Source organism: Moraxella bovis (assembly GCF_025985205.1).
Lineage (GTDB): Bacteria > Pseudomonadota > Gammaproteobacteria > Pseudomonadales > Moraxellaceae > Moraxella > Moraxella bovis.
Genome location: NZ_CP087840.1, coordinates 402,912 through 428,388 on the forward strand (window position 1 = coordinate 402,912; position 25,477 = coordinate 428,388).

At 42.5% G+C, this 25,477-nt stretch carries 22 protein-coding genes; 11 read left to right on the plus strand and 11 right to left on the minus strand.

The genetic code is table 11. The features are described from left to right. The first annotated feature begins 140 nt into the window (after window positions 1-140). Together LP107_RS02050 and LP107_RS02055 are read left to right on the plus strand one after the other, a co-directional pair. Window positions 141-2,228: a M3 family metallopeptidase gene (locus LP107_RS02050; protein ID WP_112741783.1), complete on the plus strand. Its 2,088-nt coding sequence runs from the start codon at window positions 141-143 to the stop codon at window positions 2,226-2,228. Between the two features lie 217 nt (window positions 2,229-2,445). Further along, on the plus strand, window positions 2,446-3,309 hold the full coding sequence (locus LP107_RS02055; protein ID WP_264682802.1) for a PAAR domain-containing protein: 864 nt from the start codon (window positions 2,446-2,448) through the stop codon (window positions 3,307-3,309). On the opposite strand, the gene LP107_RS02060 is transcribed toward LP107_RS02055, so the two are convergent. Then, on the minus strand, window positions 3,284-4,045 hold the full coding sequence (locus tag LP107_RS02060) for an integrase core domain-containing protein (RefSeq protein ID WP_208624034.1): 762 nt from the start codon (window positions 4,043-4,045) through the stop codon (window positions 3,284-3,286). The two genes, LP107_RS02055 and LP107_RS02060, sit on opposite strands and share 26 nt — an antisense overlap. Window positions 4,046-4,122: 77 nt before the next feature. On the opposite strand from LP107_RS02060, the gene LP107_RS02065 reads away from it, so the two are divergent. The 4 genes from LP107_RS02065 (at window position 4,123) to hemA (ending at window position 9,105) form a co-directional block, all read left to right on the plus strand. Further along, window positions 4,123-4,822 (plus strand): IS1 family transposase gene (locus LP107_RS02065; RefSeq protein ID WP_228157684.1). Its coding sequence is split into 2 segments (ribosomal slippage): window positions 4,123-4,469 and window positions 4,468-4,822, totalling 702 coding nucleotides; the frame shifts between segments, so codons are not numbered across the junction. Window positions 4,823-5,018: 196 nt separating this feature from the next. Further along, entirely contained in the window at window positions 5,019-6,305 is a 1,287-nt protein-coding gene (lptF, locus tag LP107_RS02070) for an LPS export ABC transporter permease LptF (protein WP_112741784.1), read from the plus strand. After that, window positions 6,302-7,390, plus strand: a complete 1,089-nt coding sequence (lptG, locus tag LP107_RS02075) for an LPS export ABC transporter permease LptG (protein WP_112741785.1) — start codon at window positions 6,302-6,304, stop codon at window positions 7,388-7,390. The genes lptF and lptG overlap by 4 nt, the downstream gene beginning before the upstream one ends. A gap of 380 nt (window positions 7,391-7,770) precedes the next feature. Further along, complete coding sequence (gene hemA / locus LP107_RS02080) at window positions 7,771-9,105, plus strand: glutamyl-tRNA reductase (RefSeq protein ID WP_078275065.1); 1,335 nt, start codon at window positions 7,771-7,773, stop codon at window positions 9,103-9,105. A gap of 21 nt (window positions 9,106-9,126) precedes the next feature. Here hemA and LP107_RS02085 read toward each other — a convergent pair whose 3' ends face one another. From LP107_RS02085 to yaaA, 3 genes are all read right to left on the minus strand, one after another. Then, window positions 9,127-10,095 carry a regulatory protein RecX gene (locus tag LP107_RS02085; RefSeq protein WP_158079708.1) on the minus strand — a complete coding sequence of 323 codons (969 nt, stop codon included), beginning with the start codon at window positions 10,093-10,095 and terminating at the stop codon, window positions 9,127-9,129. A gap of 4 nt (window positions 10,096-10,099) precedes the next feature. Beyond that, window positions 10,100-11,158, minus strand: a complete 1,059-nt coding sequence (recA, locus tag LP107_RS02090; protein ID WP_078275069.1) for a recombinase RecA — start codon at window positions 11,156-11,158, stop codon at window positions 10,100-10,102. Window positions 11,159-11,348: 190 nt separating this feature from the next. Then, entirely contained in the window at window positions 11,349-12,131 is a 783-nt protein-coding gene (gene yaaA, locus LP107_RS02095) for a peroxide stress protein YaaA (protein WP_112741786.1), read from the minus strand. Between the two features lie 142 nt (window positions 12,132-12,273). On the opposite strand from yaaA, the gene LP107_RS02100 reads away from it, so the two are divergent. Then, window positions 12,274-13,344 carry an enoyl-CoA hydratase/isomerase family protein gene (locus LP107_RS02100; protein WP_078275062.1) on the plus strand — a complete coding sequence of 357 codons (1,071 nt, stop codon included), beginning with the start codon at window positions 12,274-12,276 and terminating at the stop codon, window positions 13,342-13,344. 534 nt (window positions 13,345-13,878) lie between these two features. Here LP107_RS02100 and LP107_RS02105 read toward each other — a convergent pair. From LP107_RS02105 to LP107_RS02115, 3 genes are all read right to left on the minus strand, one after another. Next, window positions 13,879-15,456, minus strand: coding sequence for a reverse transcriptase domain-containing protein (locus LP107_RS02105; protein WP_264675988.1), 1,578 nt, complete (start codon window positions 15,454-15,456; stop codon window positions 13,879-13,881). 344 nt (window positions 15,457-15,800) lie between these two features. Then, window positions 15,801-17,339: a catalase gene (locus LP107_RS02110; RefSeq protein ID WP_112741788.1), complete on the minus strand. Its 1,539-nt coding sequence runs from the start codon at window positions 17,337-17,339 to the stop codon at window positions 15,801-15,803. A gap of 300 nt (window positions 17,340-17,639) precedes the next feature. After that, window positions 17,640-18,383 carry an epoxyqueuosine reductase QueH gene (locus LP107_RS02115; RefSeq protein ID WP_228144857.1) on the minus strand — a complete coding sequence of 248 codons (744 nt, stop codon included), beginning with the start codon at window positions 18,381-18,383 and terminating at the stop codon, window positions 17,640-17,642. A 95-nt stretch (window positions 18,384-18,478) separates the two neighbouring features. Between LP107_RS02115 and iscX the strand changes: the two genes are divergently transcribed. Then, a complete protein-coding gene (gene iscX / locus LP107_RS02120) occupies window positions 18,479-18,679 on the plus strand; it encodes a Fe-S cluster assembly protein IscX (RefSeq protein WP_029103819.1) in 201 nt (66 codons plus the stop codon). After that, window positions 18,666-18,875, plus strand: coding sequence for a hypothetical protein (locus LP107_RS02125; protein ID WP_078275059.1), 210 nt, complete (start codon window positions 18,666-18,668; stop codon window positions 18,873-18,875). The genes iscX and LP107_RS02125 overlap by 14 nt, the downstream gene beginning before the upstream one ends. Window positions 18,876-18,877: 2 nt before the next feature. On the opposite strand, the gene LP107_RS02130 is transcribed toward LP107_RS02125, so the two are convergent. Next, window positions 18,878-19,726, minus strand: a complete 849-nt coding sequence (locus LP107_RS02130; RefSeq protein WP_078275058.1) for an SPFH domain-containing protein — start codon at window positions 19,724-19,726, stop codon at window positions 18,878-18,880. A 121-nt stretch (window positions 19,727-19,847) separates the two neighbouring features. Further along, window positions 19,848-20,297 (minus strand): NfeD family protein, encoded by a 450-nt coding sequence (locus LP107_RS02135; protein ID WP_078275057.1) that lies wholly within the window; start codon window positions 20,295-20,297, stop codon window positions 19,848-19,850. Between the two features lie 145 nt (window positions 20,298-20,442). Between LP107_RS02135 and LP107_RS02140 the strand changes: the two genes are divergently transcribed. Beyond that, window positions 20,443-20,733 carry a hypothetical protein gene (locus LP107_RS02140; protein WP_264682804.1) on the plus strand — a complete coding sequence of 97 codons (291 nt, stop codon included), beginning with the start codon at window positions 20,443-20,445 and terminating at the stop codon, window positions 20,731-20,733. Between the two features lie 286 nt (window positions 20,734-21,019). Here LP107_RS02140 and ribB read toward each other — a convergent pair whose 3' ends face one another. After that, a complete protein-coding gene (gene ribB / locus LP107_RS02145) occupies window positions 21,020-22,111 on the minus strand; it encodes a 3,4-dihydroxy-2-butanone-4-phosphate synthase (RefSeq protein WP_264675986.1) in 1,092 nt (363 codons plus the stop codon). 225 nt (window positions 22,112-22,336) lie between these two features. Between ribB and xerD the strand changes: the two genes are divergently transcribed. After that, window positions 22,337-23,290 carry a site-specific tyrosine recombinase XerD gene (gene xerD, locus LP107_RS02150; RefSeq protein ID WP_078275198.1) on the plus strand — a complete coding sequence of 318 codons (954 nt, stop codon included), beginning with the start codon at window positions 22,337-22,339 and terminating at the stop codon, window positions 23,288-23,290. Here xerD and LP107_RS02155 read toward each other — a convergent pair. Beyond that, window positions 23,280-25,451 (minus strand): restriction endonuclease subunit S, encoded by a 2,172-nt coding sequence (locus LP107_RS02155; protein ID WP_264676745.1) that lies wholly within the window; start codon window positions 25,449-25,451, stop codon window positions 23,280-23,282. The genes xerD and LP107_RS02155 overlap by 11 nt on opposite strands. Between the last annotated feature and the right edge of the window lie 26 nt (window positions 25,452-25,477).

Genomic DNA, 25,477 nt, shown 5'->3' on the forward strand with positions numbered 1-25,477 from the left:
TCAAACAGTAAAAGACAAACATATCACGCTTTTATGACAAAAGCAACTTACCCCACGTCCACGCTACTCCTTGCAAAAGTGCGTTGTTATCCTTATTATAAACCCAAATTCTAAGCCCAAAAATTTTTAGGAACACACCCATGATTGATTTTCACACACAAGCCCTAGATGAGCGTTTACGCCTTGTGGATTTTGACAAAACAGACGCAAGCACACTAAAAGCTTTAGTGGAGCAAGATTTAAAAATTGCCGATGAGTTTTTGGATAATTTGCCAAGCACCGATGAGCCAACGACAGCTCTTGACATCATCGGTCGGTTTAACCGCCTAAATCTTAACCTAAACCGCAGTTTTGGGATACTCTCCCACCTAAACAGCGTGGTGTCTAGCCAAAAGATTCGCACCGCTCATCATGACGTACTGCCTGCCTTGTCCGCCTTTTCTACCAAAACAGGGCAATCGGTGGGGCTGTATCAGCTTTATAAACTTGTGAATGATAATTTAGAAAAGCTAGAAGCAGACAACGCCCTAACACGAGCAGTAGAGCTTGCCTTACAAGGCTTTACGCTGTCTGGGGTTGCCTTAGATGATGACAAAAAAGCACGCTTTGCCGAGATTTCTGCTCGCCTGTCGGTACTGTCCGCCAAATTCTCGGACAACGCCCTAGACGCAACCCAAGCCTTCGCCCTGCCCTTGAGCCAAGCCCAACTCTCAGGCATTACCCCAAGCGGTCTTGCCCTACTAAAATCGGCAGGCGACACCTATAAAGCCAAGCACCCCAATAGCGTACTGGCAACCGACTATGTTGCCACGCTTGACGTACCCATGTATCTGGCGGTCATGCAGTACGCCGATGATAGAGCCTTGCGTGAGACGCTCTACCACGCCTACAACACTCGTGCCAGTGCCGTGTCTAGCTATGGACACGCCGAATTTGACAATGGCGACATCATGAGCGAGATACTCACGCTACGCCAAGAAAAAGCCAAACTGCTCGGCTTTGACGACTACACCCAAGTATCCTTGGCAAGCAAAATGGCAAATGATAAAGACGAGATTGAAACCTTTTTAAAAACGCTCGCTCATCACGCCACGCCCTTTGCTAAGGCGGATTTGGCGGACATGGAGGTTTTGGGCAAAACGCTTGGGCTTGACAAGGTTGAGCCATGGGATACGCCATACCTAGCCGAAAAAATCCGCCTTGAAAAATACAACCTAAACAGCGATGAGGTTCGCCCTTATTTTCCACTCCCTGTGGTGCTGGGCGGTTTGTTTGATATCATCGGCAAGCTCTTTGGTGTGTCCTTTAACGAGCGGACGGCAGACGTGCCACGTTGGCATACGGACGTGCAGTTTTTTGAATTGCATGACAAAAACGGCTTGATGGGCGGGCTGTATCTTGACCTATTTGCTCGCACGGGCAAGCGTGGTGGGGCGTGGTTGTCAGGCTTTCAAGAAAAGCATAAAGACAGCCAGATTGAACAGCTTCCTGTCGGCTTTATCGTGGGTAACTTCTCGCCTGCGGTGGGCGATTTGCCAAGCCTTTTAACCTTTGATGAAGTTACCACGCTGTTTCACGAGTTTGGGCATGGCTTGCACCATTTATTGACCAAAATCACGCTCTCGGACGTGGCAGGCATCAGTGGCGTGGAGTGGGACGCTGTGGAATTGCCCAGTCAATTTATGGAAAATTTTGCCATTGACAAAAACGGGATTGCTCTCATCAGTCGTCATGTAGAGACAGGCGAACCCTTGCCCCAAGATAAATTGACCGCTCTGTTGAACGCCAAAAACTTCCAAAGCGGACTACAAACCTTACGCCAGATAGAGTTTGGATTGTTTGATTTACGCATTCATGGCAAAGAGCTGTCGGACTATGATGAAATTTTGGCGGTGCTAGACGGCGTGCGTGATGAAATAGCCGTCATCAAACCGCCTGCCAATAACCGATTTGCCAACACGTTTAGTCACATCTTTGCAGGGGGCTATGCGTCAGGGTATTATTCGTATAAATGGGCGGAGCTGTTGTCGGCGGACGCTTTTGGCAAATTTGAAAGCAGTCAAAACACCGCCACGCATGGCGTATTTGACCCTGCCATTGGTAATGCCTTCAAAAACGAAATCCTACAAATGGGCGGTTCTCGCCCTGCCAAAGACAGCTTTGTCGCCTTTATGGGGCGAGACGCTGACATGGGGGCGTTACTGCGTCATAGTGGGTTTGTCAAATAGCCAAATCACGGTTAACCAAGTAGTGTATCAGACCGTCATACGATAATCATAGACTGGTCACATCCGCCAGTATGGATGCGGTTATTTTATGATTGATTGATAACTCATTAATGATTTGTGTCGGTAACAGTAAGTGATGATACACAAAGCATATCTGATTGATTCGCTTACTCCAATCATCTATAATCACATTTAACCTCACCTCAAGGAAATAAAAATGCCCCTAACCCGCTACTACATCCTAGAAAACGACACCACCACAGCAGGCGGTATCGTCCAGACAACCACCAATCCCATTGTCTTTAATGTAGATGGCAAAAAGCAAAGCTGTATCGGCGATGATGTCTGGTGTTCTGCTTGTCAATCAATGGGCAAAATTGTACCAACAGGTCCAAGATTGTCTTTTTCTTTGGGTGGAGCAATGCCTGCTTTAAATGATGATTTGTGTCTATGCAAATGCACTCCACCACCAAAACTTGTGCATTCACAGACAAGTTTTAAAGAGATTATTGATGACAATAGACTTGCCCAGTACCAAAAAGCAAGAGAGCAATACAGACAATCAAAGCTACAAAACAACTTTGCCAACACCCAAGCAAATGATGATAAGTTGCCTAAGTTTACTGTACATTTTAGAAGACCTGATGATTGTCAAGGAGGATATGGGTTTGATTGGTTAAGAGATGAGTATCTTTATGGTACTGATAAAAGCAAACAGGTATATTTCGGTAGAAAGAACGATTTGATAACAGAATACCGTAGCTACCAAAGAAAAGAGTTAGTCAATCTATCAGAGATTATTCAATATGGCAGACCCAATGAATATACACCCGCTTGGTTAAACTTATTTTCACCAAGCAAGGAATCAAAAACAAGTCTTAGTAGTGTAGAGCTACACCTGTATTTTGAACAGTCAGACCAAGACACACCTTTGACAGATGATGAGACGTTGCTAATATTTAGATGCAGTGATGGACTAATGGTAGATACACCCACTTTGACAATGAGCGATGCGTTGTCCAACATGACCAAAGAAAGCATCAATTGTAAAAAACTCACCCGTTATTTACACTTTGTTTAAAATAAAACTCTAACCATTCATAAGGCGTAAAAGTCAAAGTTTTTCCTGTAATCTCATCTTTTTTGGTTAAAGATGAATGTGGTCTAACAGTGTTATAGAAATTAAGAAATCTGGTTAATTCTTGCTTTCTATGTTCACTGCTGACAAACTCATGTTGATGATGCCAAAGCTCTATTAATGTTCGTATCTCCTGTTCAGCTTTGCCATTGGTTTGTGGTCTGCCTACTTTGGTAAATTTTTGGTTGATGTGGTTATCATAACATACTTTGACAAATTCATGCTGTGTTGTGCCTTTAAATTCAGTGCCATTGTCAGAGTAAATAACATCAATTTGGTAAGGACAAGGTTCTATCACTTGCTCTACCAGAAACTGTGCTGCACCAAAGGCTGTTTTGTCAGGCAGTATGGCAGCATACAGTTCACAAGAATAGTCATCTACGGCAACAAACAGATATTCTCTAGGACTGTTTGTACTTTGTCCTTTAAGTAAAGGTAAGCGTTTGGCATCTACATGAACCATCTCACCAAAATAGGACTTGTTGTATCGCTTGGCTTGCCTTTTGAGTTTGTCTTGAATGGATTTTTCAACCTTAGCCAAGCGTTTAATGCCATACTTGGCTTGTTTAAAGCGATTATTGGTACTGGTTTGAGGCTTAAGGAGTTTAATGCGAGCAAGTTTTAAGACCTTGTAAATGGTAGGTCTTGATACTTTGTACTCGAGTGCCAGTGAAGTCACTGATTGCTTGTTCGGTATTGTTAAAAACAAATACATAAGTTAAAATAACTCAATACTTTACCATAGAGTAAAAACCAATGAACGAAACATTTGATAGTTGTCCTAAATGTAAGCACAAACACTTTGTCAAAGCAGGTTTTAACAATGGCAGACAACGCTATAAGTGCAAAGGTTGCAATCATTACTTTTCAGTACATAAACCAACGCATCATAAAAGCGAAGCAACCAAGCAAATGGCAATCAATATGTATCTAGAAGGTTTGGGCTTTCGTTCAATTGGTCGCATATTAGGTATTAGTTATGGCACAGTCTATCAATGGGTTAAAAAACTTGGCGAACAACATCAAATCAAACAAGATAGCAATCAAGCGATAGATATCGTTGAGCTTGATGAGATTCATAGCTACACCAAGCATAAAAAACGCTTGCTGGACCCCGCTTGCCATTGACAGAACAACAAAACAAATCTTAGGTTTTGTTTGTGGCAGACGAGACACCAACACCTTTAAACAGCTTTACAATCAATTGAACATCCATAACATTCAACTGTTTTGTAGTGACTACTGGAAATCTTACCTTGAAGTCATTCCAAAATCAAAACATATGACAAGCAAAGCTCAAACTTTTACCATAGAGGGCTATAATAGTCCCATTAGGCATTTCACAGCAAGATTTAGAAGAAAATCAAAATGTTATTCTAAATCCGAGAAAATGATAGAAAACACTTTGAACTTACTGTTTGCTAAGTGGAATGGAACTTTGAATTATGTATTTTAGTTTAACAATGCCGCTTGTTCTTATGGTAAGCAGTCCAAATGGCTTTCCTATGGTGGGGAAGCAGTCTTGTGTTTTTGTGTATGTTCATTTGCAGTATTTTACCTTAATACTGTAAATAACGGGGGTTTATTTTACAGTTTATGTTTTAAACACTTGTCGTTATTTTTAGCAAAACCCATGAAAATTTGCTATAATAATGCATTTTTATCATCAGTCTAGTACCGTGATTTTAAGCCGATACATGATACGCCAAGTTGCCACGACCACCGCCCTTGTACTGGGGTTTTTGGTGGTCATGCTTTTGGGTGGTCGCTTGATACGTTATTTTGGCATGGCTGCCGAAGGGGGGCTGGATGTGGGGGTGCTGTGGACACTCATCGGCTATAATTTGCCTTATTTTTTGGAATTGATTTTTCCTTTGTCTTTTTTTATCGGGCTTATGCTGGTGTTTGGGCGACTGTATGCCGACCATGAGATGGCAGTGCTAAACGCAGGCGGGGTCAGTCGTGGCATGGTATCAAGATGGCTGATACCGCTTGTGCTTGTGGTGTTTGTCATGCAGGGTTTTATCACGCTCATCGGTAAGCCGTGGGGCGTGGCAAAGGCGACCAACATTTGGCAAGAACAATCAGTGGTAGAGATTTTTGATTTGATTCGCACCAAAGAGTTCATCAGCAGTGGCGACTATCATCTGTATGTCGGTGAAGTAGGCGATGAGCGTGAATTTTTAAAAGATGTGATTGTGATTCAAATGAATGGCAATAAAACTTCGCCAACCGATGACACACAAGACGACAATCAAACCAATCAATCCCAAAGCCTCCTTGACACCAGTAAAATCCCTGAAAAATTGCTCTCGGACAAAGACACGATTATCCTAGCCAAATCCGCCACGCAAGTGCCAACCGCCTCGCATGATGGTTCGGTGGTGCTTGACTTGCACGAAGGTCGACGTTATGAAGTGGATACCGCCAGTCGTCAGTATAATCAAGTGGGCTTTGGGCGATATCGCATTCATCTGACGGGTAAAAGCGACAGTCAAGGACGCCCGATGAAGATAGAAGGCATTGCCACAGGCGAGCTTTTGAGTGTGCGTGGGGTGCAAGGCGAGATAACCCTAAAAAACAGCACGTTTAGCCCACAGCAGGTGCGTGCCGAGCTCGGTTATCGTTTGTCGTTGCCGTTTTTGATGATTATCGCTGTGCTGCTTGCCACACCGCTTGCGACCGTGCGACCCCGTCAAGGCAGATGGCTCAAACTCATTCCTGCGATTTTTGTGTTTGTGGCAAATGTGCTCATTTTGATTTCCCTAAAAGAGAGCATTGCCAAGGGCAAGATTGGCGTGTACATCTATCCTGTGGCATTGGTGTTGTTCATCGCTTTTGCCTTGTATCTAAATTATCATGACCGTATCATGGCACAGCTTCGCCGAAATCGCATCAGTCGCCAAGGTCATCAGCAATCAGAGCGGGGGGTATCATGAAAGCATGGATTTTGCCCCGTTATGTCATCCGCTCGGCACTGTTTGCCATGATGGGAGCGGTGGTGGGCTTGTGGCTATTGCAAATCATCTTTGCCTATCTGTCCGAGCTTGAAAACCTATCCGAGACTTATACATATTTTGACGCGTTACGCTTTATTTTGTACCGCTCGCCTTATTTTTTGGTGCAGTTTATCCCCACGGGGGCATTACTGGGGGCGGTGATAGGGCTTGGACTGCTGGCGGGTAACAGCGAGCTTGTGGTCATGCGAGCGGGCGGAATCAGCGTGTATCGCATCATTGGTTATGCGATGTTACCTGCGTTTTTGTTTGTGATGATTTCGCTGGCGGTTAATCAGTTTGTTTTGCCTACCACCAACGACAAAGCCTCACAGATTGCCAATCATTTACCTAATAAAAAGCTATTTACGGTCAATGGCTATTGGGCGGTGAATGACACCGAGCAAGGGCAGGAGATTGTCTATATCAGCTATGCCGACTCGGATGGCAAACTGGGGGCAACCAAACGCTACTATCTGGACAAAGGGGCGAATCTCACGGGGGCGACCCGTGCAGGCAGTGGCGTGTTCCATGAGCAGGTAGGCGATGATTATCAGTGGCAACTGACTGACGTGGCACAGCTGACCGTGGGCGATACGGGCGTCTCTCGCAGTTTTGATATGCACAAGACCTTATCACTGCCCCTTGCCCCGAGTGATGTTCATCTTTTGACCAAAGAGGCGGAGGATTTGTCTTTGACCGACCTTCTGACCCATAAACAGCTCATGACCCATCAAGGCAGACGCTCGCTTCGTCATGAAGTCGCCTTTTGGCAAAAATTACTCTCGCCCTTTGCGGTATTGTCGCTGGTGTTAGTTGCCTCATCGTTTGTGTTTGGTTCACTGCGTTCGCAGGGCTTGGGACTTCGCATTGTCATGGCGTTATTGACGGGACTTTTGTTTAGTTATTTGACTGATTTGACGGGGTTTGTGGCGCTCGCAACAGGGTTCTCCCCGTTTTTTATGGCGTTATTGCCGATTATCATTAGTGCAGGCGTGGGGATTTATTTATTACAAAGACGGCAATAAAATGGGCGAGAGATTGCCAATTTTTATGGTTATTTTTAAATTAAAAATCTTAAGTGTATAGCCACAAATTTTAAAATTATCACAAGCTCAATAATATAAGAGTGTAGGGGCGTGCTATGCACATCCGATAAACATGACAACAATAAAGGACGTGTGGAGATAGTGCTGATGAACCTTTGATAAATATTAAGTTCGTTAGATATGAGTATATTTTAACATAAGAAAATTATCTATTTAAAACGATTGATTTTGTCAAATGTGTGTTTTGATTGAAAAGTTTCATAAAAACCCCCATTTTTTGTGTGTTTTTGGCAAATGCTGTTATAATAATCCATTTCATCGTTTGTCCGTTTATTTTTACCTACCAAATATAGCCCGTCATGAAATTAGCCGTCATCGGAGTCAATCACAAAACCGCCCCTGTCGCCCTGCGAGAGCGGTTGTCTTTTGGCTCGGATTTGCCACAGGCGATTACTGACATTCGCCGTCTTGATGAGTCGGTCTCGGGGGCGGTCATCGTCTCTACTTGCAACCGCAGTGAGATTTATGTGGGGTTTGACGATGAATGGCAAGCGGTCGCTGACGATGATGATGTGAGCGTGCAGGCGGGGCGAGTGCGGTCGTGGCTTGCCGAGTTCAAGGGCGTGGCACTAGATGACATTTCGCCTTTTTTGTACATTTATGAAAATAACCGTGCGTTGAACCACTGGCTTCGTGTGGCGTCAGGGCTAGACTCGATGATACTGGGCGAGCCACAGATTCTGGGGCAAATCAGACAAGCGGTGTCGCAGTCGCAGGCAGTAAGTGGGGTGGGCAGTGATTTTCATTGGCTCACTCAGCAGATTTTTGCGTCAGCACGCAGTGTCCGCCGTGACAGTAAAGTCGGACAGCAGGCGGTGACGTTAGGGTTTGCGACCGCCAAACTGGTCACGCAGATATTTGACAAGCCAGAGAAGACCACGCTACTCATGGTGGCGGCAGGCGAGATGAATCGCCTTGTCGCTCATAACGTAGCAAGCCTTGGCATGAAAAACATCATCATCGCCAATCGCAGTCCACAGCGTGCCGAACTGCTCAAAGATGAGCTGGTGCAAATGGCACAAAATGCAAGGCGGTCGGTGCATGTTGAGTGCGTGGGGCTAGATAGTCTCGGGCAGGTGCTAAGCCGTGCTGATCTGGTGAGCAGTTGTAGCGGTAGCATGGAGACGCTGATTAGCACAGAGATGGTTAAGCACGCCCAAAAGGTGCGTCGTCATCGCCCGTTGCTACTGGTGGATTTGGCAGTGCCACGAGACATCGACCCTGCGGTGGGCGGATTTGATGATGTCTATCTGTATTCGGTGGATGACTTACAGCATGTCATCGCAGGTAACCTAGAAGAGCGAAAACAAGCGGCGGTAGAGGCGGAGCTGATGGTCAGTCAGCTGACCCTAAGTATCGAGAGTCAAATGCAACTGCTGTCCGCCAGACGTTATATTGCCGATTATCGCATGATGGCAAACGAGCATAAAAGCCGACTGTTATCGCATGCCAAACACCGTCTGGCACAGGGTGATGACATGATGACGGTGCTAGATGAGTTCGCTCATCGTCTGACCAACACGCTCACGCACTCGCCGTCACGACTCATCCGCACCGTTGCCACACACCAAGATTCACAGATTCTAGAAGTGGTAGGGGTAGGGTTGATGGATTACCGTGATAGGCAAGCCTGACTACTTTACTCAAAATCACCTTTATTCAAAATCCCCCAAATTCATCTTTAACGCATCAAAACACACACCCATCTCAAAGCCCCGATGCTGCAAAAATCGCAGTTGGCGGGCTTTTTCTTTGGGGTCTTTTGGGATTGTGTCGCCATATTTTTTACAGCGAGCTTCTACGGCAAGTTTGAGCCAGTCTATCTCATCATCCTTGTCATCACCCTTGTTGTCATCGTCCAAAATCGTGCCGTCCGCCACACTGTCTACATCACTCATGGCGATAAGTTCATCTATACTGCCAAACGCCTTGACATCAAGCCCTGCTTTTTTTAGGCCATCTGTCAAATACCGCACGCCACGCCCTTTGCGTACCGCTTCACGCACGAGCATGGTCGCACAGCGTGTGTCGGACTGATAACCTTTTTCGGCAAATTCATCAAGCAAGTCATCCACCGCCTGCGGGTCGCAGTCTTTGGAGATGAGTTTGGTTTTTAGTTCATGGCGAGACAGCTCTTTTTTGGATAAATAATAAAACGCAAGCCAACGCAAATAGCGAGTTTCTTTGTCGGGAAGTTGTAATTTTTCAATCTCCACTTGGCTTAATAATTTTAAAGAATTATCATCAAGCACCGTTTGACTGTCGTCTTTTAATAATAAACCTACCGCAGACGGTTTGTTGTCGCTTGTTTGGGATTTGCGTTTGCGTGTGGGTGTTGGTGTGTCGGTTTGGGAGTTGGAATTTTGGGTGTTTTTAACTGTTTTTTTAGATTTTTTAAAAGGGTGTTTGGCGGTGTTAGTTAAATTTTTTGGTTTATCAGATAAAAAATTATCATCGGATTGTTTGTTGCTGTTTTTATCGTTCGTTTTATCCGCTTTTTTGGTATTTTTATCGTCCGTGTTATCGCTGTTATTACTCTTTTTATCAAAAGTTTTAGCAGACACAGGTTGTCCCATGTCTGCTAAAATGTCATCTAAGGTTTGTATTTTTATGGGTTTGATCATAAAATTAGTCGTCCATGCCTTCGACATATTCAGGCACTTCACCGTCATCATCGCTGGGGGCGACTGGCACGACATTGGCAAGTTTTAGCTCACGGATTTTGGCTTTAATCTCTTGGGCGATGGCTGGATTTTCCGCCAAAAATTGACAGGCATTGGCTTTGCCTTGACCGATTTTTGAGCCTTCATAGCTGTACCATGCCCCTGATTTACCCACGATGTCAAGGCTTGCCCCGATGTCCACAATCTCACCCAAGCGGTTAATGCCCTCGCCATACATGATGTCAAATTCGGTTTGGCGGAACGGGGGAGCCATTTTGTTTTTGATGACCTTGACACGGGTTTCAGAACCGATGATTTCTTCTTTGTCCTTGACCGAGCCGATACGGCGAATGTCTAGGCGGACAGAGGCATAGAATTTTAGGGCGTTACCGCCTGTTGTCGTCTCAGGCGAGCCGAACATTACGCCGATTTTCATGCGGATTTGGTTGATAAAAATCACCATGCAGTTAGAGCGTTTGGCGTTACCCGTGATTTTACGCAAGGCTTGGCTCATCAGACGTGCTTGCAGACCCATGTGGCTGTCGCCCATTTCGCCTTCAATCTCAGCTTTTGGGGTCAAGGCAGCAACCGAGTCCACCACAATCAAATCCACCGCCCCAGAACGCACAAGCATGTCCACGATTTCAAGGGCTTGCTCGCCGTTGTCGGGCTGAGATACCATAAGTTCGTTCAAATTTACACCCAATTTTTTGGCATAAATGGGGTCTAGGGCATGTTCTGCGTCAATGAACGCACATTTTCCGCCTTGTTTTTGGCATTCGGCAATCGCTTGTAGGGTGAGCGTGGTTTTGCCCGAGCTTTCAGGCCCGAAAATTTCAATGATACGCCCCTTTGGCAAACCGCCAATCCCCAGAGCAATGTCAAGCCCAAGCGAGCCTGTGGAAATGGTCTCAACATCTACCTTGATAGACTCATCGCCCAGATTCATGATGGTGTTTTTGCCGAATGCCTTTTCAATCTGAGCCAATGCCATTTGCAACGCTTTTTCTTTGTTGCCTTCAATGTTTTCATCTTTTTCTTTGGGTGCTTTTGCCATAAGAATTACCTTTTTCAACTAAAATTAACGTGATAAAACAACTAAATTTACAACCAAAATTTTGCCTATTTTAGCACTTTTTTGGGCAAAGTGGCGGTAATTTTTGCGTTGTTACAATAAATAATTGTTAAGTTAAATAATTTATTAAAAAATACTGTTAAATCTGCTCATCTCGTTTAAACACCCATTCATCATCACTGCTTGCTTTTTCGTCAAAATAATAACCGTCCATGTCAAAGTTTTTTAGCTTATCGGGGTTTGTGATTTGATTTTTTGCACAAAAATTCATCATCATGCCACGGGCTTTTTTGGCGTAGAAACTCACGATTTTATATTGCCCGTTTTTTTGGTCTAAAAATTTGGGCGTGATAATCTCCGCCTTGATTTTGGCAGTATTAATCACTTTAAAGTATTCATTGGAAGCAAGATTTATCAATACATCAGAACCGCTGTTTTTGATATTATCATTTATCACATCAGTAATCTCATCACTCCAATAGCCATATAAATCATCGGCATAGGGCGTTTTTAATTTCGTACCCATTTCTAGCCGATAAGGTAGCATATTATCCAAAGGTTTTAAAATGCCATATAAGCCTGATAAAATCCCCAAATGCTGATTTAAATATAAAATCTCATGGGTGTTTAATGAATAAGCGTCAAGTCCTGTATAAACATCACCGTCAAACAAATAAATGGCAGGCTTTTTATTATCATCAAAAGGATAAGTCCAATTTTGGTTGCGGACGACATTTAATTCAGCGATTTTTGCAGATACGCCCATAAGCTCTTGTAAGTCTATCACGTCTTTATTTTTTAGGGTTTTCATTAATTCTATGGCGTGATTGATAAGTACAGGTTCGCTTAAATGGTTATCTACATTAAAGGGGATGGCGGTTTTTTCATCTAGGTTTTTGGCAGGGGATATTAAACAATACATGATATTTTCCAATGATTAAATGAGTTTAAAAGATAAAAAGATTATAAAATAACTGGTGTAATTTTTCAATTTAAAAATATTGATTTGACGGTTTAAATTTGTTATATTAAATCCTTATTTCAACCATTAAAAGGAATTTTTCATGACCGACACGATTTTGGCACGCCTAGCCCCAACCGCTCACGGCAAATACATTGGCGTCATCACACTCAACAACCCCAAAGCTCTAAACGCCCAAAACTTAGACATGGTCAAAGCCACACGCACGCACCTAGATACATGGGCAGATGATGACAGCGTGGCGGTCGTGGTGCTACACGGCACAGGCGACAAGGGGCTGTGTGCAGGAGGTGACATCAAGGCGCTTTATGGCGGAGCGAGTGGGGCGAGTGCCCACGACTTTTTCACGCACGAGTACGGACTCATGCACGCCATGAACACCTATCCCAAGCCTATCATGGCGTGGGGGCATGGGATTGTCATGGGGGGCGGTATGGGGCTGTTTGTCGGGTCAAGCCATAAAGTCGTTACGTCCGCCACGCTCATGGCAATGCCCGAAGTCTCTATCGGGCTATTTCCTGACGCAGGGGCGTCTTATTTTTTAAATCATTTGGCGGGTAAGGTCGGGCTGTTTTTGGGGCTAACGGGGGCAAGATTTACAGGGGCGGACGCTCATGCGTTTGGCGTGGCGGATTTTGCAATCGGTCATGATGGATTTGACGACGTGCTAAGTTGTATTTGTCAAATTGATTTTAAGGATAATCACACCAATCATCATTTATTATCTGCTTGTTTAAATGGATTTCATGATAAATCTATATTGGGCGAGAGCATTTTATTAAAGTCATTTGATGAAATCAATCATCTCATGAATCAAGGCGATTTATTAGCGATTGACAATGCCTTAATGAATTATCAAGGCGATAATGACTTTATCAAATCCGCCATAGACATTTATAAAAATGGCTCGGACACCACAAAAGCGATTACCTTTAAAATTTATCATGACTTAAAAACGACTAAAAAAGATTTTTCTTTAAAACAAATCTTTGACTTGGAAACAGTGGTGGCGACTCATTGTGTCAATCATGGCGATTTTAAAGAAGGGGTACGGGCATTACTTATTGATAAAGACAAAAACCCCAAATGGCGACATACGCTTACCGATATGCCTGTGGGGTATATTGATGAATTTTTTGGGGAGTTTGTTTAAATAGATTTATAGAGAAATCCGCTTTTTATAAAGCGGATTTGATTTACTGCCCCGCTTGTGAGCAGACATAGTCAAGCCGGCTCTCGCCTGCCCTATAAGGAATCGAGGGATAAATGGATACATAACCTTCATAACTGTCTGCATTGTTGCCTTGCTTGTTATAATGAATGATATTATCAAAGTCATTTTTACGAACAACGCAGTCATAATAATCAAAAATTTTCGTTTGCCAATAGTTTTTACCATCTAAATTTTGAATAGTTTTAAAATCTGTTCGTATCCACACACTAACATATTACCCACCGCCTGTAAAAGACTTGACACGCACGCTGTCTTTGTCTAAATACTCTTTAAAGTTGTTGGTTTCGTCCGTTTAAGCCCAATTACTAGTAAAAGCAGGTATAGCAAGCATTAGGACGATACATAGATATTTTTTTATAAAAACTCCTGTTAAAAATATATACAAAAAAATTTTCTATTATATTGATATAAAGAATAATTATTTAAAATTTTTTTAAAATAAACTTCATAAGCCTATTTCTTAATTTTAGTATTGAGTATTTTCCAGTGCCTTCTAACTTGATGGCGAATTTTATCTGATTGCATAATTTTTGTCGAATTGTAAGTATAACCCAAAAAATTACCCCAAACCTGACGCTGAAAAACCCATTTATCTTTCGTATTTAATCGTCTAATATATCTTTTTGATTTTTTAGCACCGAGATATGAATATCTATAATGTAATCGATTGATAAATAACTTGCCTTTCGTATTATTTTGAATTCTTTTTGAGTAATATTTACAGCGTTTAACGCCTTGACTCATTTTCATATAATACTGTGCTAAAGCTTGATTTTTGAGATAGATATTTGTACCATCAAAACCAAATCCTAAGTATTCAAATCTTCTGTTTGAACTATTTTTGTTAATTTGACCACCAAACTCTTGCAGACACTTAACGCTATTATTTTCTTTAAAAAAATAAAATATTTGGGTTTTTTCTTGTTTAATATTTAACTTGGTAATTTTAGATATTGACTCTTCTAATAATACCAATATCTCATTTTTAAGAGAGCTATTACAAACAATCACAATATTATCGGAATATCTCTTATATATTCTGCCAATTTTCTGTACTTCTTGATGAATATAGGTATCAAAATTAATCATATAAATATTTGCCAAAGTTGCACTAATAGCAGAGCCTTGGCAAATGCCTTTATATAAATTTTTTTCTGTGTTATTACGTTTTTGTCTATAAATAATGCCTTTACTTCGGATATATTTAAGCTCCCTTAATTGACAAAAACCTACCGCCTCTTGAGAATATAGATGCGTAATTTTTTTAATTGATTTTTGTTTGTATTTTCCTTTATGATTTATAATAATTTTCTCTTTAAATAATTCAAATATTTTGTCATAATCTATGTATGAAAACTGAGTAATTGCCTTATAGACATTATAATGGTCTTTGGGTAGAGTGTTGCTTTCTTGCAACCCAAGCACGCTTTTCCAGACATTTTTTAATAAGGCGTGGTCAAGATTATCAAAAAATCCCTCTATATCTACTGCGATGACTGTCAGTTCTTCTTGTTGTGCACGGTGTTTTATAACATCAAAAACTTCTTTGGCAAAATCTATATTACATTTACCCGAACCATCTACTGTAGTTATTTTTCTATAAGCAGTTACCACATCGCCAAGATTGTTTTGATTTAACTTTTTTTCGTAATGAATCTGCAAAAGATAAGCATAATAAGCAAAAATATTAGCATCCCAATGATTGGCATAATAAATATCACGCACCTTGGGTTTTAGGTGTACACGCTTACCATTGTGTAATATATTGCCGTCTTGGTCATACTGTTTGCGAAATTTAGGCGTGATTATTTGTGTATGAATGAAAGGACAAAACGCATGTTTGGCTATTTTTTCAGGATTGGTAATATAGCGAATTACTTGATTTTTGCTTTTAGAAGTGATTGGCAATCCGATATGAGGGTATTTTTTTAGTTTAAACCAAGAGGGGTCTTTGACTTTTTTTGATTTCATAACTGTTGCAGAATAAAAAATGAAAGTAGGCGGAGTACGCATAACAGCCAGTAAGTGCACCTTACGCTTCTATCAGAAGAAGCACCCCAATTATAGAATAATAATACTATGTATCATCAAATCAAAGGATATAAATATGCTAAGTTTCAATGCATTCACAGCAATTAACATCATAAAGCAGTTGACATTTCTGTCCAAGTGCTTTATAAAAGCTATCCGCACTGACATATTCAGTACGCAAACCCAAAAATGGGCAGTTTAATTGGCAAACTTAACTGACTTGCTACCTACTTTCAAGGTAAATTTTACTACACCAAAAAAAATTTTGCAAGGAAAAACCACCCATTAAGAGTGGTTTTTTAACGCATTTGCTATTTTGCATTTTAAAATGACACAAAATGCTTTTACATAAAGTCCTTAGGATTTAAACAGCTCGCCAAATGCTTGGCAGGGTCGGTGTCATATGCTTTAATGGCATCTTCTACCGTCATGCCCAACGCCTTGGCAACGCCCTCACCATAGGCCCTGTCGCAAAAGTGGCAGTTACGGATATGGCGGTATTTGATAAAATCCAAGGCATCGCCCATTGCCCCTGCGGTGTTGTCAAACAGGGCTTGTTTTTGCTCATCAGTCATGAGATTAAACAGGGCTCTTGGCTGGCTAAAATAATCGCTGTCATCTTCACGAAAATCCCACTGCTTGGCATCGTCACTGATTTTTAGGGGTGGCTCGGCGTACTGGGGCTGTTCTTGCCATTGTCCAAAGCTGTTTGGCTCATAGTGCGGACGTCCGCCATAGTTGTCGCCCACTCGCCCTTGACCATCTCTGTGGTTTGAGTAGACAGGGCAGCGAGGAGCGTTGACTGGGATTTGATTGCGGTTCACTCCCAAACGATAACGCTGTGCGTCAGCGTAGTTGACAAGGCGTGCTTGGAGCATGCGGTCAGGCGATACACCAATGCCGGGAACAAGGTTGCTGGGGGCAAAGGCGACTTGTTCCACATCTAAAAAGTAATTGTTGGGGTTGCGATTGAGTTCAAATTCGCCCACTTCAATCAAGGGAAATTGTTTTTTTGACCAAACTTTGGTTAAGTCAAAAGGGTGAAAATCCACGCTGTTTGCTTCTTCTTCTGGCATTACTTGAATGTACATTTTCCATTTTGGATAGTCGCCTTTTTCGATGGCATCATACAAATCTTTTTGGCTGCTTTCACGGTCTTTGGCGATCACGGCTTCTGCTTCAGCATCGGTTAGGTTTTTAATGCCTTGCTGAGTGTGAAAGTGAAATTTTACCCAAAAACGCTCATTTTTATCGTTAATGAAACTATAAGTATGGCTGCCAAAACCGTGCATATGGCGGTAGGATTTTGGGATGCCACGATCACTCATGACAATGGTAACTTGATGCAACGCTTCTGGTAGGAGCGTCCAAAAATCCCAGTTGTTGGTTGGGCTACGCATATTGGTGCGTGGGTCTCTCTTGACTGCTTTGTTTAGGTCGGGGAATTTGAGCGGGTCTCTTAAAAAGAATACTGGGGTATTATTACCAACCATGTCCCAGTTGCCTTCTTCGGTGTAGAATTTTAGAGCAAAACCACGAATGTCTCGCTCAGCATCGGCCGCACCTCGCTCACCTGCAACAGTGGAGAAGCGTGCGAACATTTCGGTTTGTTTGCCAATTTCGCTAAAAATCTTGGCTTTGGTGTATTGGGTGATGTCGTTTGTTACGGTAAAAGTACCAAAAGCACCAGAGCCTTTGGCGTGCATGCGTCGTTCTGGAATGACTTCACGCACAAAGTCGGCAAGCTTTTCGTTTAGCCATAGATCCTGCATTAAGATGGGGCCTCTTGCCCCTGCGGTCAAGGAATTTTGATTGTCAACGACAGGGGTGCCATTGCTGTGAGTAAGTGGCGTGCCTGAATAGGGACATTTCATTTCTGACATGGGTTTTCCTTATTGGTTGGGTGGTGTGATGATTTAAGTATAGCAAATACCAGTTCAAACCTTGGTTTGTCTTATGTAAATAATGAAAATGACACTCACTATGAATTGGTGTCTATCATGATGTTGTATGAACTGATGATTTGTGCTGATGTTGATGATAACTGATTTAATTATTAAATAAATTATAATAATTTTAATTTTTTAATTTATTTTTTAAATATTGTAATGGTTTTTATGCGAATAAAAAAAGACCATCAGTTCATGACAGTCTTTTTTTGGCAAGAGCGGGTGGATTAACCCTTATTCATCATCACCATAATATTTCACGCCGATTTTAATGGGTTCACGCCCTTGGCTACGGCGAAAATTATTGGTATCACGCAAAGAATAAGCACAGCCACAGTATTCTTGTTGATAAAAATGCTCACGCTTGCTGATTTCAATCATACGGCTACTGCCACCGCCTTTACGCCAGTTAAAATCCCAATAGTCCAATCCCTCATAAGGGGCGACGGCACGATGACCGCAGTCATTGATTTGAGCCATGTTTTTCCAGCGACTAATCCCGAGCGAGCTTGTCATCACAGGGAAGCCATGTTCATGGGCATATAGGGCGGTGCGTTCAAATCTCATGTCAAAACACATGGTGCAACGGCGACCTCGCTCGGGGTCTTGCTCCATGCCTTTGGCACGAGCAAACCAATTATCCATGTCATAATCAGCATCAATGAACGGTATGCCGTGCTTTTCGGCAAAAGCGATATTCTCGTTTTTGCGAATCTCATACTCTTTTTTGGGGTGAATGTTGGGGTTATAAAAATAAATGGTAAATTCAATGCCACTGGCAAGCATCGCCTCCATGACCTCGCCTGAGCAAGGGGCACAGCATGAGTGTAATAGCACTTTTTTGTGTCCGTTTGGCGGGGTCAAAATCTCACGGTCAATCGGCGTTAGGTGCGGATTGGTGGGGTCAGCTTTGGCGATTTGTGGTTTGCCTTTTTTTTGCCCGTTTTGGGTTTGGGGGTTGTGGGTCTGTACGCTCATAATTTAACAATGATAAATAAAAATGGCGATTATTATAGCATTGATTTAAATTTTTTGCTAAAATTTGCGTGAATTTGTCTTTAAAAAGGTTTTTTATGAAACTCAACTGGCACGACAGCTTAGACATCGCCATTGCCCTTGCCGAAAAGCACCCCGATGTAGACGTACAATATATCCGCTTTACCGACTTGCACCGCTATGTGTGCGAGCTTGACGACTTTGTGGGCGAACCTGACAAATCCAATGAAGCGATATTAGAAGCCATTCAAATGGCGTGGCTTGATGAGCTTGATTGATAATTTAGATAATTTAAAAGATAACTTAAAAGATAATTTATGGGTGTATCATACGCCTTTATCTATTTTTTATCTATCTTTCAAAACTTTATCTGTAAAAAAGCGGTCATTATCACCGCTTTTTATTTTGGTAGTATGGCAAGGTGCGTACCACGCACCTTTTAAATTGGTGCGTTTTGAAGTTAAATGGTTATAAAATCACCCCTTTAACTTATCGCCCACCAATCCTTTGACCGTGTTTAGAATATCGGCAGGCAAGACAACGGTTTTGGCATTATCAGACTGTGCCATGTCGTTCATCGCTTTGATGTATTGCTCGCCAAGCAAGTACACAACAGGCATTTCTTTGCCGTCCATCGCCGATGAGATAAGGCGAATGGATTCTTCGGAACCTTTGGCAAGCACTACCTGAGCTTCGGCATCACGGCGAGACGCTTCCAATCGCCCGTCCGCCTCCAAGATAGCCGCCTGTTTTTGCCCGTCCGCTCGTGTTACCATGGCTCGGCGTTGGCGTTCGGCGGCAGCTTGCTCTTCCATCGCCAGTTGCATGGTGTGGGACGGTTTGATGTCTTGGATTTCCACCGTTTTTAGGGTAATGCCCCAGTCGGCGATGTCGTCTGAAATGGCGTGTTTGAGCTGGGTTTTGATTTGGTCTCGGCTTGATAACGCACTGTCCAAATCCATCTCGCCCACGATAGAACGCAAGGACGTTTGCACCAGATTGCGAATGCCGTATTCATAGTCTTCAATGCCGTACACCGCATATTCTGGCTGAATGATGTTAATATACGCCACCGCATTGGCGATGATGACCACGTTGTCTCGGGTGATGACTTCTTGACTGGGGATGTCCAGCACGATGTCTTTGGTCGTGATTTTATAGGCGACCGTATCGACAAAGGGAATGATAAAATTCAAACCCGGTTCTAAGGTCTGATGATATTTTCCCAGTCGCTGAACCACCCATTTATAGCCTTGTGGTACGAGTCTGACACCCTTAAAAACGGTAAAGACGACAAACGCCACCAAGACAAATAAAACTTCCATAATAAGCCCCTATCTAACAGTTATCTAAAATTATCTAAATTTGAAATACAGGGCAAATGTGATTGCCCCCTACCAATCTATCTAATATGATGAATTGGCAATAAATAGCAATCCAATGGCATTATTTACGCCGAACCACCAACTCATTACCCAGTATCTGCACCACCACGACCTTATCGCCTGCCTGAAACACTTCGCCATCTGCCCCACGGCACAGCCATTCATCAGAGCCGACTTTTGGCACACTAAACCGCACTTTGCCGAGCTTGTCGGCACTTGGAGCGTGGGTCAGCATGCCTATCTCGCCGATGATGACACTGCCCCCAAGCCCTGCGGTCGTGCGAGTTTTGATGTTGGGCTGGATAAATTTAAACCATGCCACGCACGAGATGACCGACAGCACAAGCCACAAGATGACCCCCGCCCCAAAGCCGAAGCCAAACGCCCACGCAAGCACTGCCGTTACAACAGCAGACGCCCCGAACCATAGCAGAAAAAAGGTCGGCACAAACATCTCTAATATCATCAAAATCAGACCAAAAACCAACCAATGCCAAGGCTGTACGTTCATCAGGTGTCCTTATGTGGATTTTTGGTTAATATAAATCATTTATCAAAAATAGTCAATGAGTTAATCCCAAACCCTAACCGATTGATAATCATAAAAATACTTGACAAAATATAAAATCGGCTGACAATTTTTTGGAAAATGGAAAATGGAAAATGGAAAATGGAAAATGGAAAATGGAAAATGGAAAATGGAAAATGGAAAATGGAAAATGGAAAATGGAAAATGGAAAATGGAAAATGGAAAATGGAAAATGGAAAATGGAAAATGGAAAATGGAAAATGGAAAATGGAAAATGGAAAATGGAAAATGGAAAATGGAAAATGGAAAATGGAAAATGGAAAATGGAAAATGGAAAATGGAAAATGGAAAATGGAAAATGGAAAATGGAAAATGGAAAATGGAAAATGGAAAATGGAAAAATATAGAACAGTTTTGATGGAATGGTTTCCGATTTGGCACCAAATAACAAAAAAATCGGATAGTGACTTATCCGATTTTTTTGTTATTTTAAACCAATAGGGCGTGCCTGCCTTTTGTATTTGCAATGAAAAATGAGAAAAATCGCACGTTTTTCAAGGAAAAAGTGAAGTTTGTGAGTCTTCTATCAAACGAACTTTTACCTTCAAGCCACAAGATTTAGCCATTTTCATGCAAAAACATTATTTTATTTCCAAAATATTTCTATATTGTAAATAGTGTTATAAAGGGCAGGCATGTTCTAATCAACGTGCCACAACTTCCACAATGTTCAAATCAAAGCCCGAGACGTTAAATTTGGCAGAGCTTGATAGAAGTCGCATGTCTTTGACGCCAAGCTGTTTTAGGATTTGGGCTCCAACACCGATACTGCGATAAGGCTCGCTACTTTCGTGTACGCTGACATTGGCTTGGCATTTATCCAACGCACCGCTGACATCGACAGCACGCCCTGAGTCAATCCACACGAACACGCCTTGCTCGCTTTGTCCGATTTGAGCCAGTGCTGAGCGAATATCCCAACTGTGCTTGCTGTCAGTATGCCCAAACAGGTCTTTTAGGGGGTTTAGGGCATGGACTCGCACGGTCGCCACGCCACGGCTTGGGTCGCCTTTGACTAGGGCGATGTGGATCTCATCCGCCCCATATTCTCTAAAACGATAGAGTTTAAACGCCCCAAATTCACTGGCAAAGTCCCGCTCATCAATGACTTCCACGGTCTGCTCGTTGGTCATGCGATAGTGGATAAGGTCGGCGATGGTGCCGATTTTAAGCCCGTGTTCTTTGGCAAAGAGTTCTAGGTCATCACGACGTGCCATCTCGCCATCAGGCTTGATAATCTCACAAATCACCGCCGCAGGTTCAAGCCCTGCAAGGCGTGCTAAATCACAGCCTGCTTCGGTATGACCTGCCCGATGTAGCACCCCGCCTTGTTTTGCCATGATGGGGAAGATATGTCCAGGTTGGACGATGTCGGTTGGTTTGGCAAAGGGGGCGACGGCTGCCTGCACGGTTCTGGCACGGTCGGCGGCGGATATGCCTGTGGTTACGCCCTCGCTAGCTTCGATGGATAGGGTAAAGTTGGTGCTAAACTTCGCCCCGTTTTTGTCGCTCATTAGGGGCAGTTCAAGCTGACGGCAACGGGCTTCGGATAGAGTTAAACACACCAATCCACGAGCGTGAGTAATCATAAAGTTGATGTCGGACGGCTTGACATGAACCGCCGCCATGACGATGTCGCCTTCATTTTCACGGTCTTCATCGTCCATTAAGATGATCATTTTGCCTGCTTTGATGTCGGCAATGATTTCTTCTGCGGTGTTTAGGGTGCTTGCCATAAGGGTGCCTATTTGTGTTAAAAGTTTAATAGGCTACATGGGGGTGGATTTGGGGGATTAAAGGCAGATGATGTAAAATTTTAAAAACAGTCAAGCCTTATTTGTCTTTAAAATTTTTTTAAAATGCACATTGCATGATAAAAGACAGGCAGGCACGCCCAAAAACCATTTAATCATTCCCCAAAGTTTGTTACAATACCCTCAATATCAGCACCGTATCCGACCATGAGCAAAACCCGAGCCACCAAGCCCCGCCTGCCGTCCTTGACGACCACCGACACCGACCCAGAGTATCTGACCGAATTTCGCATTAACATGTTAGCTCGGGGGCTTGCCACACGCACCCGTAACGCTTACATTCGTGATTTGCGTACTTGTATGGCAAGCAGTGAGCGAGCATTGCCCGATTGGCAAGAGACGGACGTGGCAGGGTGCTTGGTGTATCTACAAAACCAAGGCAAATCGCCACGCACGCAGGCGAGAATGCTCGCAAGTTTACGCCAGTTTTTCTTATGGCAGGTGGGCGATGGGGTGCGTGATGACAACCCCTGTGAGAACATCAAAAACCCCAAAGCCAACAAGCCCCTGCCCAAGACCCTATCCGAAGACGACATCACCAGACTGCTTGGCACGCCTGACTTAGCGACGATATTAGGATTGCGTGATAAAGCCATGCTCGAAGTCATGTATGCCTGTGGTCTGCGTGTCTCAGAGCTGGTCAATCTGTCGCTCGATGAGCTAAACCTAAACGCAGGCTGGCTCCAAGTGACAGGTAAGGGTGGAAAGACTCGCCTGATTCCGCTTGGCGAATACGCCCACAACGCTCTACAAAGCTATCTTGTCCGCCGTCATGAACTGACCGCTGGCAAAAGCGGTAAGGTCGGCACAAAGGGCGGTGACTGCCAAGCGGTGTTTTTGACCGAGCAGGGGGGGTATATGACCCGCCATAACTTTTGGCATTTGATTAAAAAATACGCTCTCTTGGCGGGTATCAAAACCGACATCTCACCGCACACGCTTCGCCATGCTTTTGCCACGCACCTGCTCAACCACGGGGCGGATTTGCGTAGCGTTCAGCTTTTGCTCGGGCATAGCGACCTATCCACCACGCAGATTTATACCCATGTTGCCACGGCACGTCTGCAAGCCTTGCACGAAGAGCATCATCCTAGGGGGTAGCATGCATGCCATTTTCAATCTCATTTTCCACCAAAATCTTGGCTTGTTCTAATAAAATTTCGCTTTGATTTTTTAATTCAAAACTCATCTGCACTTTATCGCTGATTACCTGCTGAATCTCTTTTGGTAAAACAGGAATTACCACTTCCAAAATTTCAGACGGTTTCCAATGCTGAATGATTGAACCGCCTGCATCTCGCTGTGCTTGTAGTTGTACCGCCTCTGAATTTAGCACCAATGCCAAATAATCGGGCAAAATTTCATCAGTTTTTAGCGATAAATGCACAATCGCCCCAGAAGTAATCACCTCCAAATCAGACGGCACACAATAAGCAATGCCCACTGTACCGTCTTTTGAAAGTAGAATGGTGTCTTTTTTGGGGCGAATGATGTCGGCAAAATCCGCAGGACTCACAAACTTATCCGTCTGGCTAATCCCAAATTTGGAAAAATCCGCCACTCGCACAAAAGGCAAACCTTCATCACGGTAATTTTCCGACCCCGCTTCTACCGATTTTTGCAAATCAACCAATTCGCCCAATGTTTTATGGCGGTATTGTTTTAATTTTTGCAATAATCGCTCAAATTTTGGCTGGTAATATTCCGCATCAAGGCGACCGCTTATCCCAAAAGATTGGCTAAATGATTGCACTGATATATTCTTGGGTTGCCCCAAAAGCAAACTTTCCAACAATACCCATTCTGACAATCGTAAATAATAATCAGACTCATCTAAAAGCTCTCTCTCTCTCTCTCTCTCTCTCTCTCTCTCTTGTAAAGCACTTTGCTCAATTTCTGCCTCTACGCTATATTTGGCTTGGGCTAATAACTGCGTGGCTTGTTCTCGCAATTCATTACTTTGGCGGACATAATTGGCGATTTGGGTTTGGGTGTGTTTGTCAATTTTTGGAATAGGTAAATTCAAAATATCTTCATCTTTAATGACTGGATAACTTGTCCCAACATTAAATTGTAACAACCAATCTTTATACAAATCTGAACGCAATAAAACTTTTAATACCTCGTTATTAAATACTGAGTTGGGTTTTTTTCGTAAAACAGTAAATGCACCACTAACCACCAAATCTTGGTCGTTTTCACCAATAATCGTTACTGCTCCACGATAAGGACGAACAGTTGAAATTAAAATATCGCCTTTTTGAGCTTGAATTTTAGCATTAGCTGGTAAATTTTGTGTTTCTATCCAATTTGCTTGATATGAGCCATCACCAATATTTACATCGCCAATTTCAATGTATTGATAGACTTGATTTTCCCAATCGGGTTTTTCCGTAATATGTAAATATTCATCACGAATTAAAACATAATCCTGTGATTGAATTAAATCCCAATACTGCTCATATTTGGATTGGTAAAACTCCGCATCCAATCTGCCTGTTTTTAAAAAACTTTCTTTTAAAGATTTGATATTCACAGGTTTGCAGGCTGCCTGAAAATTAGTTAAACCTAAATTTTCTAATAATAGAGTTTCGGCTTCGGTATATTTTTGTTTTGCAATAGTAATTGCATTATGAGATTTTCTGATAATATTTTCAATTTCTTGCTGTAATGATAACTCTAATTTTGGAATAAGCAATTTTTTGATTTGAAAAATACTAACCCAAGGTTGTACATTACCTGTTGAAATTCTTTCAACTTGTTTTAGTCCAAACTTTGAATTAAAAAATGTTGTAAAATAAAATGGGTTATATTCATTATTATGAATGGTTAATTTAATAACGTTTTCATTGCAATTGAAATTTACTTCATCCTCTGTAATAATTGATGCACCTCCAATTTTACCTTTTCTAGCCATCATTACATCGTGCAACTTAGTTGTGGATTTTGGTAGCTGTTGGTGTGCTTGCTCTGAAATTAATTCCAATTCATTGGTGTTAATAAATGTACCACCTACATTGCCAGAGCGAATATAAGGTACGGTTTTAGGGTTGTCATCATTTAAAATATCATGAACATAAGCAAATGCTCCATTTGATGATACATCTGACATATAAACCAATTCATTTAATGTTTTTGAACCTTGTAATTTTTCATAGATATCTAAATACTCTTTTTGGTAGTACTCTGCATCTATTCTAAATTCAATATTATCAATAAAAATTTCTTTATAATTGAAAATTGTTATATTAAGCCCTTCCAATAATGCCTGATATTTGACATTATCAA

Bases quoted from the DNA above. Each gene is read 5' to 3' on its own strand.
- LP107_RS02050 (WP_112741783.1), top strand. From the start codon at position 141: ATGATTGATTTTCACACACAAGCCCTAGATGAGCGTTTACGCCTTGTG.
- LP107_RS02055 (WP_264682802.1), top strand. From the start codon at position 2,446: ATGCCCCTAACCCGCTACTACATCCTAGAAAACGACACCACCACAGCA.
- lptF (WP_112741784.1), top strand. From the start codon at position 5,019: ATGCATTTTTATCATCAGTCTAGTACCGTGATTTTAAGCCGATACATG.
- lptG (WP_112741785.1), top strand. From the start codon at position 6,302: ATGAAAGCATGGATTTTGCCCCGTTATGTCATCCGCTCGGCACTGTTT.
- hemA (WP_078275065.1), top strand. From the start codon at position 7,771: ATGAAATTAGCCGTCATCGGAGTCAATCACAAAACCGCCCCTGTCGCC.
- LP107_RS02085 (WP_158079708.1), bottom strand. From the start codon at position 10,095: ATGATCAAACCCATAAAAATACAAACCTTAGATGACATTTTAGCAGAC.
- yaaA (WP_112741786.1), bottom strand. From the start codon at position 12,131: ATGTATTGTTTAATATCCCCTGCCAAAAACCTAGATGAAAAAACCGCC.
- LP107_RS02100 (WP_078275062.1), top strand. From the start codon at position 12,274: ATGACCGACACGATTTTGGCACGCCTAGCCCCAACCGCTCACGGCAAA.
- LP107_RS02110 (WP_112741788.1), bottom strand. From the start codon at position 17,339: ATGTCAGAAATGAAATGTCCCTATTCAGGCACGCCACTTACTCACAGC.
- LP107_RS02115 (WP_228144857.1), bottom strand. From the start codon at position 18,383: ATGAGCGTACAGACCCACAACCCCCAAACCCAAAACGGGCAAAAAAAA.
- iscX (WP_029103819.1), top strand. From the start codon at position 18,479: ATGAAACTCAACTGGCACGACAGCTTAGACATCGCCATTGCCCTTGCC.
- LP107_RS02125 (WP_078275059.1), top strand. From the start codon at position 18,666: ATGAGCTTGATTGATAATTTAGATAATTTAAAAGATAACTTAAAAGAT.
- LP107_RS02130 (WP_078275058.1), bottom strand. From the start codon at position 19,726: ATGGAAGTTTTATTTGTCTTGGTGGCGTTTGTCGTCTTTACCGTTTTT.
- LP107_RS02135 (WP_078275057.1), bottom strand. From the start codon at position 20,297: ATGAACGTACAGCCTTGGCATTGGTTGGTTTTTGGTCTGATTTTGATG.
- LP107_RS02140 (WP_264682804.1), top strand. From the start codon at position 20,443: ATGGAAAATGGAAAATGGAAAATGGAAAATGGAAAATGGAAAATGGAA.
- ribB (WP_264675986.1), bottom strand. From the start codon at position 22,111: ATGGCAAGCACCCTAAACACCGCAGAAGAAATCATTGCCGACATCAAA.
- xerD (WP_078275198.1), top strand. From the start codon at position 22,337: ATGAGCAAAACCCGAGCCACCAAGCCCCGCCTGCCGTCCTTGACGACC.